We start from the raw sequence: 13,731 nt of genomic DNA on the forward strand, positions 1-13,731 counted from the left end.
GTGGTAGCTTGAATAGCGAAGATAGCTAATGCTTAATTTTGCGGTAGCTGTTTGATGTCATTTTCTCCTAGGTGGCATTAGATGCTGCTGGCTAAAAGTCGTAGCGGACTTCGATGCCTGCGATTCGGTTAGCATACTTTGGAACGTATTGAATATAGCCATTTGGAAGGAGGACTTCGCTATTGGCATAAATGAGCGACGCGTAGTTGGTATCGAATACATTTTTTACGAAGGCTGTAACTCGATAACCTTCGCGGGTTCCTGCGAGCGTCGCGCGTATATCAACAATGGTATAAGCCTCCTGTTTCGTGTTTTCATCTTGCGAGAGTCCGTAGAGAACATCATCCTGAGAGCGCAGGTTGCCGCCAAGCACAACATGGAAGGGTAAATCATCGAGTCGAATTGTATAGTTAGTGCTTAGATTGAGTTTCCATTTTGGCGTGTAGGGAAGCTGGCCTCCTGAAAGGTTTTGGAACCCCAGGGGACATTCACCGCGATACTTCTGGCCACCGCTACAATTACCTTCGGGGTAATCATCTATGGTGGCGTCGGTGTAGGCAACACCGCCCGTAATCATCCAGTCGACACTGGGCTGAGCAATCACTTCTAGCTCTATTCCCTGAGTAGAAACCTTGCCCGCATTGACGAGCACAAGACTAGCGGGGAGCAAGTCGTCCGGATCGTCGACCGAAGCTTGCGCCTGAAAGTTTTTATACTTCGCATAAAAAGCGGCAAAATTGACTATCAATCGATTGTCCAACCAGCGTGATTTAAATCCCGTCTCCCAAGCATCGCTAGTTTCTGGCTTCACATAGGATCCCCCCGCTATCAGGGAGGTGTCAAAGGCCGGACCTTTATATCCACCGACATAGCTGGCGTAAACCATCGCATCGTCGTTCATGTCCCACTGTATTGCGATCTTTGGTGAAATATCACTATCATCTAACGAGTCACTGAAATCGCCAGCGGGTGGAAAAATGAGGTTGTCTGTCTTGTCAGCGCTTGTATCATATTCCAACTCATCATAGGTATAACGGCCACCTAATATGAGTTGCCAGTCTTGCCAAAAATTAAAGTTCACTTCGCCAAATACGGCGACATTTTTCCCTGTGACGTCCTTTTTTGACGTGCGGGTAGTCGCTGGGACAAGGGGTTCAAGTAGAGACGTCGTCGTGGCATTGCTGGTATTGATATCCTGTTCAAAGTAAAACGCACCGACGATATAGGAACCCCAGTCAGCGGGTGGGGATGCAATACGGAACTCCTGTGAGAACTGATTCTGGTCTGTTTTTGGTGGAGATGGAAAGCTTAGTGCTAGTGGGTTGGTGGGTCCGTCATCAAAATCAACAATGCCCTCGCTTTGCCAATCGCGGTAAGCAGTAATCGATGTTAGGCCATAGTTATTCAGCTCCCAGTTGGTCGTAAGGGAAACGCCGCTGCTTCTTAGGTGAGTGAAGGTCGGTTGATCATTATTTACATTCTGATTCTTCTTCGAGGGTACTACGGGTAGCTGTTGCTCTAGGAGATTTTGTTGATCGGGTCCTGCCAGGATTGAGCGAACACTTAGCGCTGTGCAGTCACAATCGCTTTTGCTGTAGTCACTGGATAGCATAAACTCTAGATCTTCGTTTGCTTGCCACAGTAGTTTGCCACGCACGTTGTAGCTCTCTGTGCCGTTGATTTTGTCTCCGTTGTAGACATTTTCGGCATAGCCATCGTCATGCACGCCCGATCCCGTCAGTCTAAAGCCTAGGTCGTTTGTTATCGGACCCGCAACACTGCCATCGATGCGGTATTCATCATCTTGAATCGCCGTGGCCGCTGCGGTTCCGCTCAGTTCAGGGGTGGGATCCTTGGTGATGATATGCACCACACCACCCGATGCATTCTTGCCGTAGAGAGTACCCTGAGGGCCGCGGAGGACCTCAACCCGCTCAACGTCCACTAGATCCAAAAAAGCCATGCCTGATCTGCCCATTACGACGCCGTCCAACATGGTGGAGACGCTTGGGTCCACAGCAGGACTAAAGGCTTGCGTGCCAATTCCTCGAATATTGAAAGAAGAGGTCGAAGGACCAGAACTGGCTTGTACGTTAAGCGTCGGTATCAGGGTCGCTAATTCTGCGGCATTTTTAATTTGTGCATTGCGCATTGCCTTGCCCGACAGTAGTGACACTCCCACCGCCACATCCTGCAGGTTCTGTTCGCGCTTTTGCGCCGTCACTATGAGTTCTTCTAGTAGGGGGCGGTCCCCGGTAGTTGGGGTTTGAGCGACTCCGACCAAAGGCAGAAGACTGGCACTCAGTGCTGTGTAGAAAAACGCGATATTTTTTCTGTATACGGTCATTTTTATACCTTACTTATTGTTTTAAATTATTCTGATAACAGTCTACTATCCGCCCTAGGTAGGCGCAGCCCGACGAGCTATCCTCCAGCGAGCTTTCTGGCAATCCCTGAGGGATTGCCGGCGCAGGACCGCCAGTGCTCAGCCAGACTCAGCTAATAGCGTTACACGCCGCGATGGTAGTATCAGGACATGAATAGGCTACTCATCTCATCAAGGCAGTGAGCTGCAATCGACCCTCAGAGCTGCCGTCTTTGGCTGCAGCCCACTGCCTTCACGAGGTTTAGGGCATCTACTCTTGTGGCAGGTTTTTGAAGGCGTTTTCTACGCATCATGATCAACCTCTATGAGCCCTTCTGCTCCGGGAAGCTCGCTTGTGGCTACGTTTTAGTGCAGAAATTTTATGAACATTAATAGACTGATTATACGACTTCTGTTACAGATGTGAAGGTATGGCCCTCATTTAACGCACTACGTGGAAAAACCGTTATGATTGGAAAAATTGCCGCTTACGTCGCCGTTGTACTAGTTGCCTTTATTGGTGTATTTGTATGGTGTTACAGCGGGGCTATTGTGACGGCTACCGTCGCTGAAAAAGTGGTGGCTTTGACCTACGATGACGGCCCCAATCCTCCGCACACACAAGCTTTACTGGATACGTTAGAACGCCACTCCGTTAGGGCAACTTTTTTTCTCAAAGGTCAAAACGTAGAGGCGTTTCCTGAGTCCGTGCGCGCGGTAGCTAAGGCTGGTCACGAAATTGGTAACCACAGTTACAGTCATCGCCCGATGTTTTCGTTGAGTAAGACTGAGATGCTCGAGGAATTGGTGCGAACTAATCGACTGATAGAAAACCTGGTGGACTATGAGCCTGTGCTTTTCCGCCCTCCATACGGCATTCAGGGGCCGGGTTTGAAAATGGCTCTGGACGAGCTCGATATGACGTCAATACTGATGAGCACAAGTGGTTTGGATTGGGAGGTGACTGATCCTAAGTTGATTGCCAGCGCTGTTGTTGAATCGATAGAGCCGGGGAGTATTATCCTACTGCATGACGGCCACGGCGATGTGAGCGATCCGAGTGCTCAGGATAGTAGAGCCGCGAGTGTAGAAGCAACCGGCATTATTATCGAAGCGCTCAGAACTCAGGGCTATCGATTTGTGACCGTGGGTGAGTTGATACAGCTGTCGAAGTAAAAAGGGCTTCCGTCCACTGTTAATGTTAGCTTATCTGCCCTCGCGGTCGACGGGCATAGCGATTCTTCAGCATTTGAAGCCACGCAGAGAAAGGCCCTGTTTGCGCCTCCCACAGGGATTCGATCTTTTCGCCAGACGATAAGCCTGATGCCGGATATTCGTCTACCGAAGGTCGATAGTAACTGCCGAAAGCAACATCAAACATTGGAAGCCAAATAGCAAAGTTTTTATCCTGATGCTGCGGCATTTTAGAGTGGTGAATCCAATGGTATTGGGGCACTGAAAAGAACGGCATTAGACGATTGAGTCTGTCTATTCTTACGTTGGCATGGATAAAGTAGTCCCAGAGCACAGGTAATAATCCGGCCGCTACAATGGCCAAGACAGTCTCTGGCGCCTCTGTTACATCGAAAATCAACCCGATTGTTAATCCTTTCACGAGAGCCTGCCCCGCAGGTTCAAGGAAGTGGGAACGATAAATGGTCGTGCTATTCATGTGTTCATCGCTGTGATGCAGTTTGTGGAGTTCCCACAGAAATGGCACCTTATGCTGCGCACGATGCCACCAGTAATACCAAAAGTCGCCCAAAAAAACCGCAGTGAAGAATATTACTATACCCTGCAAAATAACATCCAAAAACGGAATTCCAACTGACAGTTCGGAGGTTGGTATGCGCAACTGTGTCAGGCCAGAGTAATTGACTAAAGACACCGCAAACAGCACGATCATCGCGGCGAAGGGGGGCGCCAGTAGAAGGTTGCTGCAGGTGATTTTCCAATTTAAAGCGTACTGCGAACGAGACGCATACTGCGTTACAGGTTTGAATTTTTCGACTAATAAAAAAATCGGCCAACTTAAAAGCAACGATAAATATGCAACAGCTAATACCGCGAAAGTGCCAGTCGCAAGTTCAATATACTGGGACCAAAATTCCTGCATAGAGATATCCCCAAATTAAATACGTTCAAACGTACTATGCGCGAGTTCCCTCTCGCGTGATAACGGCCCTTTTTTTGAGTGCCGCAGCTGTTTGTTGTTCGCCCTCAGGGCTCCAGCCTGGCGGGCACAAGAGGTAACCGAAAAAAGCTCTGAGATTGCCGGCGCTGCGCAAATCAGACCACAGTAAGGTGAATTCTCCAAAGTGCACATCGAGGAAGCTGGATGTATTGACCTCCCGTGTAATACCGTACTTCACTGGCTCTTGAGCTTGCAGTGGTTGTAGCGTGCCCATCAGCCAGTCGCCCAGTAGGGTGATAGAGTTGTAATTGGTATCCATGTACTTCACATTCTGGGCATGATGTACACGGTGATAAGACGGTGTCTGCATGAAGCGTTCAAGGGGTCCCCAGCGACGTGTTACCACCTTGTCACTTAAATGCAGCAGATTACCCCATACGACATCCACAAATGTGAATACGGCAATGATTATCGGATCGACACCTAGAAGAGCCGGAACCAGCCCAAGGGTGATCGGCATATAAAAGATAATTTCAAGGAAAGAATGGTTGAAACCTACGAACAGATTCATGGACTGGGGCGCATGGTGGGGTGAGTGTAGGCACCACAGCAATCGCACCTTGTGTGCGAGCCAGTGCTGTACCCAGTAGCTCATCTCATAAATAAAGAAACCGTAAAACCATCCGACAGGTGTGAGGCCCGCATCGAAGGGGCTGAGGCTGGCGCCCCACACTGCAAGCAACAATTTGCTAAACGGGCCGACCACAAATTCAACCAACACGCCGACAAGGCCGGTAAAGCCTAGTCCCTTCAGGGACATGCCATATTCGCCCAACTTCGCTTTACGTTGCCGAAAGTGTACAAAGCTCAGTTCCGCTAGTCCGTAAATGAACAGTGCCAACACGAATAGTGGCAGTATTTTTACTAGGGGTAGAGACTCGATCGGCAGGGTATCCATGGGGTTTAGCCTAACGCGACTCGAGTAAAATTTCTAGTAAAGAACAGAATACGCTTATGAAAAAAACTACCACTGAAGTTGATGAGTGTCGACTTGATCTCGCGACGCTAGTCCAGCCAAGGCCTATGGTCATGAAGGACGGCCAATCGTTCATGATATCGCGTTATATCGACAGCAACAGTGTACTGACAGACAAAGTACACTATCTCGCGAATACCCGGGCAAAGATGCTCCTTTAGTCACTAAAATCAGCCGCTGTTGACTTCATCATTTCTTCGAGAAACCAGTCAGGGAACTGGCCGGCAAACTTCTGCATGTCCCAGTAGTCGCTCCAGCGATAAATTAAGCCATCTTTGATTTCGTGCATGCTGGCAAATGTGTGGGCGGCTGTTTCCCCTGAGGTAAATGTCCATTTTTCAGTGTGGTCCAAAAAAACGATATCACCGTCTGCGGCTAGGTGGTGCGTGACCTGTTCCTGTTTTTGCAGATGCTTGAAGGCAATTTGCAGGCGTTTTACGCAATTTTCTGGTCCGTGGGCGCCGGGGTCATCGCTAGGGACATCTCGGTAGTGAATTTCTGGGTGCATACAGGCTTTCATCGCATCCCAATCCATATCACCTAGCGCCGTCCACATTTTTTCCACTACGGCTTTATTAGCATTGTTTGACATTGTCTATTCCAGTGCGTGTGATGAGAGACTCGAATTGTTGCATAACATAAGACTGTGCATCTTCTTTAGCCTGCCGACAGCGCGATATAGAACAGGTAGATGCAGATACCCAAGCCTGCGATAAAACTGAGCGAGCGCAGTTTATCTATATTGCCGATATAGAGGGGGATGTAGGCAACACGCAGTGCTACAAATACCATTATCGGTGTGGAGATGCTCTGTAAGTCTATCCCGCTGATAAAGACCGCGAGTATCGCGGCGCTGTAGACTCCCAATGCTTCCCAAGTGTTACTTTGTGCCGCTACCGCTCGGGCGCCAGCCCCTGTGAGTTGCAAGGACTGCAGTCGGGGTTCTTTATTGTCCACGCTGCCGAGTTGTTTTTGACGATAGAATCCCGCTGTCCACGCACATATTAGCGGAAGCAGAGACAAAATGAGTAAGCTGAGTATTACTGTATTCATAAGTTCTATTTTCCTTTGGTTCTATTACCCTACAGTTTTTGAGTCGCTGCGGTCGCAATTAGTCAGTCACACTGACGCTCTGCAGCTGGCGTTCCTAGTAGTTTCGCTAGCAGCACAGGTTGGTCTGTCATAATGCCGTCTACCTTGAGGTCAATCATACGCAACATGTCTTCGCAGGAGTTAATGGTCCAAACCTGCACAGCAAGATTTGCTGCGTGGCTAGCGGCTACTAATTCGGGAGTGGCAAGCGGTATCGCCGCGTCACCGGGTAGCTCATCCCCAATCTGGCTGGTATCGGGAGGTGCCTGAAAGCCTATATGCTCTGGCACCGCAGGGAAGCTTCCAGAACCCAAAAAGACTGCGAGTAGGCTAAAGGCTTGATTAAACGGCACTGAGGAGTATACACAGGGCGCCACGGCTTTAAAATTATTGGCCGCTTCATCAACGAAGGATGCTGCGATTACGTCTGTGGATCGACCATACTGCTGAAGCAGATCGGCCATCAGTCGCTCATAGTCACCGACACCGTCCTGATCCGGTTTTAACTCTAAGTTCAGCAACTCACGAGGGAAACGCGCTAATGCCTCCTCGAGTGTGGGTATTCGGAAGTCTTCGGCACTGTAGCCCACGGGCGGCGGCTGCTGCCCGGTAGCGATGCCACGGAAGCTATAGTCTTCATCTGGTCGGTCATGCGGAGTTCCTGCGCCTGGTACAAACCAATAGGCGGCATCGAGCTTGCGTAATTCTGCTAGGGTTAGGTCCACCACATCGCCTCGACCGTTGGTAGTTCGATCGACGTCTAGGTCGTGCAGGATGACCAACGCGTTATCTTTTGTCTGGTAGACATCCATTTCCAGCACGTCTGCCCCTGCCTTGGCTGCTTCCGCGTAGGCATAAAGTGTGTTTTCAGGGAAGTCGGTGACACCACCGCGGTGAGCAAAATTCAGTGGATCTGCCCCCTGCATCAGCCACGGATTAGGATCCTTAGTGAAAGGCTTGTCACAGGCGGTGTCATCATTGGCGATCGTGCCGATAACCTGTGTCTCGGTAGGTATTGCATTGTCGGAGGCGCTGAATTGTAGGATAAAGGTTTCTGCTGCTTCCTCGTCACCATCACCGATCAGGTTAATAGTGACCAGACCCTCGATAGTACCTGGCGGAATCGTTAGCTCACCGGCTGTTTGCAGGTAGTCCTGATCTTCAGTCGCGGTCCCGGCGACAGTCTGATAGACGATATTTACCGGCTGCGACTGCGGCTCAGTCATGGTGACCCTGAAAGTCAGTGTGCGCATTTCACCGGCAGCGCCTTCCGGGGCAGCACTGGGGACAATCGTCAGCGATGACGGGGGTGCGGACGGGGTAGGGGAATCGTTGGAGCCGTCGGAACATCCAACGATGAGTGCCCCAAAGCTTAAACTGACAGCTGCAATCAGATTCTTCATAATGACCTCATTTTAAAAGTACAAAAATTATCGGTACAGACTACACCATGATGTTCGGGTCGCAGCAAGATTATTTCGCTGCTTGAATATAGTGGGCTACCAGTTCTGGGTTCTGCATGGGAATGAAGTGATTTAACTCGGGAAGGTATATCTCTTGGCAGTTTGGCAGTGCGGTTGCAAGACCGGGCCAAGTAGGGGAGAGGCTCAGATTGGGTCGGGCATCATCACCCGGTGGTGCTCGCAACAGGGTGACTGGAGTATGTATATTGGGCAATTCTTCAAGGGCTGCTTCATTGCCCTTCTGGTGAAGATAGATGCCCGCCTCGTTAACGGGGTCACAGGCAAGCTGTCTCAGAGCGTCATCGTGCGCCGGTCGCAGTGCATAGTCGCAGTAGTCCTGCAGTACCGCTGGCTGCCAGCTATTGAAGGGCGCGCGTCCTTTAAATCGGTCGTACATTTCCTGTGCATCGCGCCATTGATTTTTACGCCGGCTTACAGGGTGATCTTTAGCATCGAGTCCTTCCGAGAATGCATGGAAGTCTGCATAACGCTCGGGAGACATGATGACCGGATCAATGAGGACAAGATGTTTGAAACGATCAGGAGCTTTAGCAGCGGCGCGCGCAATCAAATGTCCTCCAATGGAATGGCCCACGCCTATCAATCCAGTGAGGTTCAGTTTTTCTATGAGCAGGCGAATATCCTCGGCCATAATCCCCCAGTCCGTATCGCCGGCATCGCCGCTGGCACCGTGGAAGCGCAGGTCCACCGCATAGACCTGGCGACCTGGCAAGTGCTTGACCACCTGAGTCCAGCACCGACTATGAAAGCCAGTGGCATGTAATAGCAGAACGGGATCACCTGTCCCGGTCCACTCGATGACACACAACTCAATATCACCGATATCCAAGTGGAACTCTTTTGCCATTTGCATAATTTAACGGGAACCTGCGATCAGAGGAATAGAGTGCCATTGTACGACAGAGTGAGTTTTTTGGACGAATCAATCACAGAAAACATTGAATATCACTGCCTCTGCTTGCCCATATGCGTAATGATTGCTGCAGCTATTTGTTGATTATCAGCACAGCGAATACTACAAGCTCGCGTGCAATAGGAGTTCGAGTCGACTATCGGCAAGTAGCACGCTGCGCTCAAGTTTGAAGCAGTGTAGTAGTTGTTTCAGTTGATTCTGGCTATGCGGCGCGTATCCCGGCGGCGCTGCGAGTCGATGTCTGACGCTGAGAATATCTAGCTGCTGGATGCCGTAGAGATGACTGTTATGACGGGTTTTGAGGTTGTGTACTGAAAATGCATGGGCGAGACTGTTGTTCTTTAGGTGGGGGCGCAGTGCTGTCAGAAGTACGCCGATGGTATCTCTGTTGAGATAGTTAAACAGGTCCCAGAAAAGACAGACATCGAAGCGAGTGTCCGACGGAAACGTGAGCACTTGTGCCAGCTGCTGTTCCAGTAAGGCTGTCGTATCCTCATTGCAGACAATAGGTAACGAGGAGAATAGATCTACGAAATGTAGTTTGCAGCGGTAATTCGAGAAAAAATCTACGGTTTCCGGCAGTGCAGGGCCTACATGAAAAACAGTGACCAGCTCCCCTTCATCGATGTGTTTGAATAGGGAAGGTAATAACTTGGAGGGCTGTCTGGAAGATTTTTGCAATGGTTATGTCGAGCTCAGATAAGCCTGCTTCTGAAAAATCGCGGCTGCAGGCGTTGCGAAACTATCGTTAGACGCTCTTCAGGTCCAGTCCGGGTGAGGTCATAGGAGTGGCTGCAGAGTTGGCTGGTTGTTGCGAGGTCAGTGGTGCTTCTTTCGGCGCAATACCAGCAGGGTCCATATCAATGCTGCCCTTAAAGATAGCGCCGTCTTCAAGCATCACGCGAGGAGCCACAATGTTGCCGCTGACATTGCCAGATTTGGAGATGACCACTTTCTCGCTGGCGCAGATGTCACCGGTTACCGTGCCATCGATTTTGATGACACTGGCTTGTATGTCGGCACTGACATCGCCGGACTCCCCGATAGAAACCTGATTGCCATTCAGGTTGATGACCCCTTCAACGCGCCCTTCGATAAGAATATCTTCATCACCGGTTACCTCGCCTTTGATGATAATGCTGGACCCTATCATTACGACGCTCCTTACGCTTGAAGGGGAGGGAGAGACAGCGCTGGTATGCGCTGAATCACGGCCCTTGGTGGGCGTTCCCGCCGGTTTATTTTTGCTTCGATCAAACATGGCGATCGCCTCTGTATAGCGATGATGGTCATACATGCTATCAGCCCGCTTAGCGATTGACCAGAGCGCTTATTGGCTAAAACCGGGAACAGCGTCAACTACCTCCTCTTTTTGATGGAGGGCTGGGTGGTTTGCTTTGTTAGCAACGATAGACTAAGTTATATGGCCGTTTATTTTGTCTAAACTACTATCAATAAGAAGGTGTGCGCAATGTTGAAAGCTATTTTCATTTCTCTGGTCTTTACGTTACTAACAGCTTGTGCCACGGGCAAAGCTAGTTTCCCTGCTAAGAGTGCTGATGGCATGACCCTGATGCCGAATAGCAAAATGGCGGCATGGTATATGAAGCCCGGGGCGGACCTGAGCGAGTATGACAAAATAGCGCTACTGGATACTTACGTATCCTTTGCCAAGCATTGGCAGCAAAACTATAACGAGACTGCATCCTTTCAGGACCAAGTTAGTGATAAGGATATGAAAAAGATTCGGGATAATGTAGCCAAAGAATTTGCGTCTGAGATGACAAAGGTATTGTCTACTGAAGATGGACGACCGATGGTGTCGGCTGGTGGTACGGGGGTGCTGATTTTGCGCCCGGCTATTATTAACCTTGAGATATCGGCCCCCGACCTGATGACGCCGGGCATGAGTGAAACTTTTGTCGCTAGCGCTGGCAGCATGACCCTCTACATGGAACTGTTTGATGGTAAGACCGGTGATATCATTGGCAAGATTATCGATCCAGAGGCCGAGGACGATGCAGGTATGATGCAAATCTCTAGCAGTGTCACTAATACTGCTGATTTTGACAGAATCGTGAAGCGTTGGGCGCAGATTTTAAATAGCCATCTCGCTGAAGTCTCCAAAAACTAGCAGGATAGTTCATCTCATTGGACGAACCGATCCGCATAACTGATTTGGCACAGCCATTGCGCAGCGAGATGCAGCTCAGTGCACTGGCTTATGCCGAGACTCTTCAGATTGAACTGACGAGTCAGAGTGTTTTGCAGGAGGCTAGTCAGGCGACCGGCCTTGAAGACTTTGGCCCGCCGGACTTCCTTGCGCGGTTGGAACTGTTGTGCGATGAATGGGGTAGCGATACAAGCTTAGTGAATCTGGGTCGGCTTTCGCTGCGCAATAAATTGTTGCAGCATGCCAAGAGCCGTCTGCTCATACAGGATGTGTTGAGTCGTCATCCGGAAATTCATGAAGTAGAGATTCAGGCGCCGATTATCGTGGCAGGTCTGCCGCGTTCTGGTACCACACACTTGCTCAATCTAATGGCCGCTGATTCGAGGCTGCGCGCGCTGCCTCTATGGGAATCGTATGAACCGATTCCCTTGCCAGGAGAAGCGCTGTTGGAAAATGGTGTCGACCCTCGTTATCAGCGCTGTGAAGATACCTGGCAGATGATGCAGTCATTGTCGCCTCTGCTCGCGGCGATGCATCCTATGAGCCCAGATCATATCCATGAAGAACTGGAATTGATGGGGCCTGATTTTGCCTCCTACAACTACGAGTGGCTAAGTGTTTCTCCGCGCTGGCGCGATCACTACTATGCCTGTGATCAGACTCCTCATTACGAGTATATGAAGACCGTGCTAAAAATTCTCACTTGGCAGGATGGAGACGTCTCAGGCGATAAAACGCGGTGGGTATTGAAGTGCCCGCAGCATCTAGAGCAGTTGGGTGTTCTGCAAAAGGTGTTTCCCGATGCCACTATTGCAATCACGCATCGCGACCCGGTCTCGGTCATACAGTCGGCGGCGACAATGCTGGCTTACGGGCAGCGCATCAATCGTAAGCAGGTGGATCTTGAGGGTTTAATGCGCTACTGGACAGATCGCGTCGTTCACCTATTGCTGGCCTGCGTGCGAGACCGCGGAAATCTTCCGGCTGAGCGAAGTATCGACGTTCTATTTCACGAGTTTATGGCTGATGACTTGGGAATGGTAGAAAAAATTTATGCTAAGGCAGACCTCGACATGACAGCGCTTGCCCGTGATGAATTACAGGCATTTGTCGATGAGCATCCGCGTGGTAAGGATGGGCGGGTGATTTATAATTTGCGGAATGATTTTGGTGTTGAGCCAGAGCAGTTGCGCGCGCACTTTGATTTTTATGTCACACGATTTCCTGTCAAGGTAGAAGTGTTATGAGTTTGTCCGATAGCGCTGTTAGACACCCAATCTACAAATCTCGCCCTGTTGAGCCAAATCCTGCCGGCTTTGGCGGCCAACGTATTAATGATTTTATCATTCTGTCAGAGGCATTTTCTAACAGTTATCTGCTACAGACCTCTGAAGGTAACATCCAAATTAATGCGGGCATGGGTTTTGAGGCCCCCGTTATCAAACACAATTTTGACGAATTTTCAAAAGATGCCCTGCGATATCTGATTCTGACACAGGGACATGTTGACCATGTGGGGGGCGTTGCGTATTTTCGTGAGCATAATCCCGGTCTTGCGGTTATTGCCCAGGCGGGGAATGCTCAGCATCAGTCTTACGATGGACGCTTGGCGGCGTTTCGCGGTAACCGCTCGGCATTTGCATTTACCGATAAATTTTCATCAGCGTTTGAGCAATATGCGCGTAACGACTATTCAGACTATCCAGCACAGGATGCGCCGATAGCGGATATTTTGGTAGAGGACCGATACAGCTTTTCGCTGGGCGGGCTAACGGTGGAGGTTATCGCGGTGCCCGGTGCTGAAACCAACGACTCGGTCATTGTATGGCTTCCTCAGCATAAGATTTGCCTGACGGGAAACCTGTTTGGTTGTCCGTTTGGACATTTCCCCAACTTAGTGACTATTCGTGGTGATCGTTACCGTGATGCACTGACCGTGGCTGCTGCTGTTGAAGTGGTGATGGATCTCGGGGCTGAAACTATTTTGTACGGACATCACGAACCGATTGTTGGTGGTGAACTTATTGCCACCGAGTTAACAGTGCTGCGCGATGCGATACTCTATGTGCACGACGAGACCGTGAAGGGCATGAATGCAGGTCTGGATGTCCATACGCTAATGGCTGACATCCAGTTGCCGTCGGAATTAGAAGTAGGGGAGGGCTATGGCAAGGTCTCCTGGAGCGTACGTGCGATTTGGGAAAATTACGCGGGTTGGTTTAAGCATGAATCAACAACGGAACTTTATTCCCAACCGCGCAGCGTCATCCATGAGGATCTGATCGAACTAGCAGGTGGCCCCCAGGCCATTGTTCAACGGGCGCAGCTAAAAGTGGGTGAGGAAAAATATACGGAGGCCCTGCACCTGCTGGACATTATAGCGGCTCACCAACGGCCGTCTTCGGGCGCGGCTGCTGTGGCGATCGCTGCGCATGAAGGCCTGCTAAGCGATAGCGAAAACTTTTGGTTGTCTTCTTGGTTAAAGAGTCAGATCAAACTTTTGCAGGGGACAATACCTGAAAGTATGTGAGGTC

At 50.1% G+C, this 13,731-nt stretch carries 14 protein-coding genes; 5 read left to right on the forward strand and 9 right to left on the reverse strand.

The genetic code is table 11. The features are described 5' to 3' along the window. Window positions 1-91: 91 nt before the first annotated feature. Window positions 92-2,347, reverse strand: coding sequence for a TonB-dependent receptor (locus tag ABXT62_RS05275; protein WP_415357557.1), 2,256 nt, complete (start codon window positions 2,345-2,347; stop codon window positions 92-94). Between the two features lie 486 nt (window positions 2,348-2,833). On the opposite strand from ABXT62_RS05275, the gene ABXT62_RS05280 reads away from it, so the two are divergent. Beyond that, entirely contained in the window at window positions 2,834-3,541 is a 708-nt protein-coding gene (locus ABXT62_RS05280; RefSeq protein ID WP_415357558.1) for a polysaccharide deacetylase family protein, read from the forward strand. Between the two features lie 25 nt (window positions 3,542-3,566). Here ABXT62_RS05280 and ABXT62_RS05285 read toward each other — a convergent pair whose 3' ends face one another. Then, window positions 3,567-4,481: a sterol desaturase family protein gene (locus ABXT62_RS05285; RefSeq protein ID WP_415357559.1), complete on the reverse strand. Its 915-nt coding sequence runs from the start codon at window positions 4,479-4,481 to the stop codon at window positions 3,567-3,569. A 34-nt stretch (window positions 4,482-4,515) separates the two neighbouring features. Next, a complete protein-coding gene (locus ABXT62_RS05290) occupies window positions 4,516-5,457 on the reverse strand; it encodes a sterol desaturase family protein (RefSeq protein ID WP_415357560.1) in 942 nt (313 codons plus the stop codon). 56 nt (window positions 5,458-5,513) lie between these two features. On the opposite strand from ABXT62_RS05290, the gene ABXT62_RS05295 reads away from it, so the two are divergent. Further along, the gene (locus ABXT62_RS05295; protein WP_415357561.1) at window positions 5,514-5,696 is read left to right on the forward strand and encodes a hypothetical protein; all 183 of its coding nucleotides are present in this window, start codon (window positions 5,514-5,516) and stop codon (window positions 5,694-5,696) included. Here the strand turns inward: ABXT62_RS05295 and ABXT62_RS05300 are convergent. The 6 genes from ABXT62_RS05300 to ABXT62_RS05325 form a co-directional block, all read right to left on the reverse strand. Further along, a complete protein-coding gene (locus ABXT62_RS05300; protein WP_415357562.1) occupies window positions 5,693-6,127 on the reverse strand; it encodes a nuclear transport factor 2 family protein in 435 nt (144 codons plus the stop codon). The two genes, ABXT62_RS05295 and ABXT62_RS05300, sit on opposite strands and share 4 nt — an antisense overlap. Before the next feature lie 65 nt (window positions 6,128-6,192). Next, window positions 6,193-6,588 (reverse strand): MAPEG family protein, encoded by a 396-nt coding sequence (locus tag ABXT62_RS05305; protein WP_415357563.1) that lies wholly within the window; start codon window positions 6,586-6,588, stop codon window positions 6,193-6,195. Between the two features lie 62 nt (window positions 6,589-6,650). Beyond that, on the reverse strand, window positions 6,651-8,030 hold the full coding sequence (locus ABXT62_RS05310) for a glycerophosphodiester phosphodiesterase family protein (RefSeq protein ID WP_415357564.1): 1,380 nt from the start codon (window positions 8,028-8,030) through the stop codon (window positions 6,651-6,653). 70 nt (window positions 8,031-8,100) lie between these two features. Next, the gene (locus ABXT62_RS05315; protein WP_415357565.1) at window positions 8,101-8,964 is read right to left on the reverse strand and encodes an alpha/beta fold hydrolase; all 864 of its coding nucleotides are present in this window, start codon (window positions 8,962-8,964) and stop codon (window positions 8,101-8,103) included. Window positions 8,965-9,126: 162 nt separating this feature from the next. Further along, a complete protein-coding gene (locus ABXT62_RS05320; protein ID WP_415357566.1) occupies window positions 9,127-9,705 on the reverse strand; it encodes a hypothetical protein in 579 nt (192 codons plus the stop codon). A gap of 67 nt (window positions 9,706-9,772) precedes the next feature. Then, window positions 9,773-10,285 carry a bactofilin family protein gene (locus ABXT62_RS05325; protein ID WP_415357567.1) on the reverse strand — a complete coding sequence of 171 codons (513 nt, stop codon included), beginning with the start codon at window positions 10,283-10,285 and terminating at the stop codon, window positions 9,773-9,775. Window positions 10,286-10,495: 210 nt separating this feature from the next. Between ABXT62_RS05325 and ABXT62_RS05330 the strand changes: the two genes are divergently transcribed. The 3 genes from ABXT62_RS05330 to ABXT62_RS05340 are packed head-to-tail and all read left to right on the forward strand — an operon-like array spanning window position 10,496 to window position 13,727. Then, complete coding sequence (locus ABXT62_RS05330; RefSeq protein WP_415357568.1) at window positions 10,496-11,158, forward strand: DUF3313 family protein; 663 nt, start codon at window positions 10,496-10,498, stop codon at window positions 11,156-11,158. Window positions 11,159-11,175: 17 nt separating this feature from the next. Beyond that, window positions 11,176-12,444, forward strand: a complete 1,269-nt coding sequence (locus ABXT62_RS05335) for a sulfotransferase family protein (protein ID WP_415357569.1) — start codon at window positions 11,176-11,178, stop codon at window positions 12,442-12,444. Beyond that, window positions 12,441-13,727: an alkyl sulfatase dimerization domain-containing protein gene (locus tag ABXT62_RS05340; RefSeq protein WP_415357570.1), complete on the forward strand. Its 1,287-nt coding sequence runs from the start codon at window positions 12,441-12,443 to the stop codon at window positions 13,725-13,727. Before ABXT62_RS05335 ends, ABXT62_RS05340 begins: the two co-directional genes overlap by 4 nt. The last annotated feature ends 4 nt before the right edge of the window (window positions 13,728-13,731 follow it).

Source organism: Halioglobus sp. Uisw_031 (assembly GCF_047729875.1).
Lineage (GTDB): Bacteria > Pseudomonadota > Gammaproteobacteria > Pseudomonadales > Halieaceae > Marimicrobium.

Excerpts from the sequence above, each read along its gene's own strand:
- ABXT62_RS05290 (WP_415357560.1), bottom strand. The coding sequence starts at position 5,457 with ATGGATACCCTGCCGATCGAGTCTCTACCCCTAGTAAAAATACTGCCA.
- ABXT62_RS05310 (WP_415357564.1), bottom strand. The coding sequence starts at position 8,030 with ATGAAGAATCTGATTGCAGCTGTCAGTTTAAGCTTTGGGGCACTCATC.
- ABXT62_RS05325 (WP_415357567.1), bottom strand. The coding sequence starts at position 10,285 with ATGTTTGATCGAAGCAAAAATAAACCGGCGGGAACGCCCACCAAGGGC.
- ABXT62_RS05305 (WP_415357563.1), bottom strand. The coding sequence starts at position 6,588 with ATGAATACAGTAATACTCAGCTTACTCATTTTGTCTCTGCTTCCGCTA.
- ABXT62_RS05285 (WP_415357559.1), bottom strand. The coding sequence starts at position 4,481 with ATGCAGGAATTTTGGTCCCAGTATATTGAACTTGCGACTGGCACTTTC.
- ABXT62_RS05315 (WP_415357565.1), bottom strand. The coding sequence starts at position 8,964 with ATGCAAATGGCAAAAGAGTTCCACTTGGATATCGGTGATATTGAGTTG.
- ABXT62_RS05295 (WP_415357561.1), top strand. The coding sequence starts at position 5,514 with ATGAAAAAAACTACCACTGAAGTTGATGAGTGTCGACTTGATCTCGCG.
- ABXT62_RS05340 (WP_415357570.1), top strand. The coding sequence starts at position 12,441 with ATGAGTTTGTCCGATAGCGCTGTTAGACACCCAATCTACAAATCTCGC.
- ABXT62_RS05300 (WP_415357562.1), bottom strand. The coding sequence starts at position 6,127 with ATGTCAAACAATGCTAATAAAGCCGTAGTGGAAAAAATGTGGACGGCG.
- ABXT62_RS05275 (WP_415357557.1), bottom strand. The coding sequence starts at position 2,347 with ATGACCGTATACAGAAAAAATATCGCGTTTTTCTACACAGCACTGAGT.
- ABXT62_RS05330 (WP_415357568.1), top strand. The coding sequence starts at position 10,496 with ATGTTGAAAGCTATTTTCATTTCTCTGGTCTTTACGTTACTAACAGCT.
- ABXT62_RS05280 (WP_415357558.1), top strand. The coding sequence starts at position 2,834 with ATGATTGGAAAAATTGCCGCTTACGTCGCCGTTGTACTAGTTGCCTTT.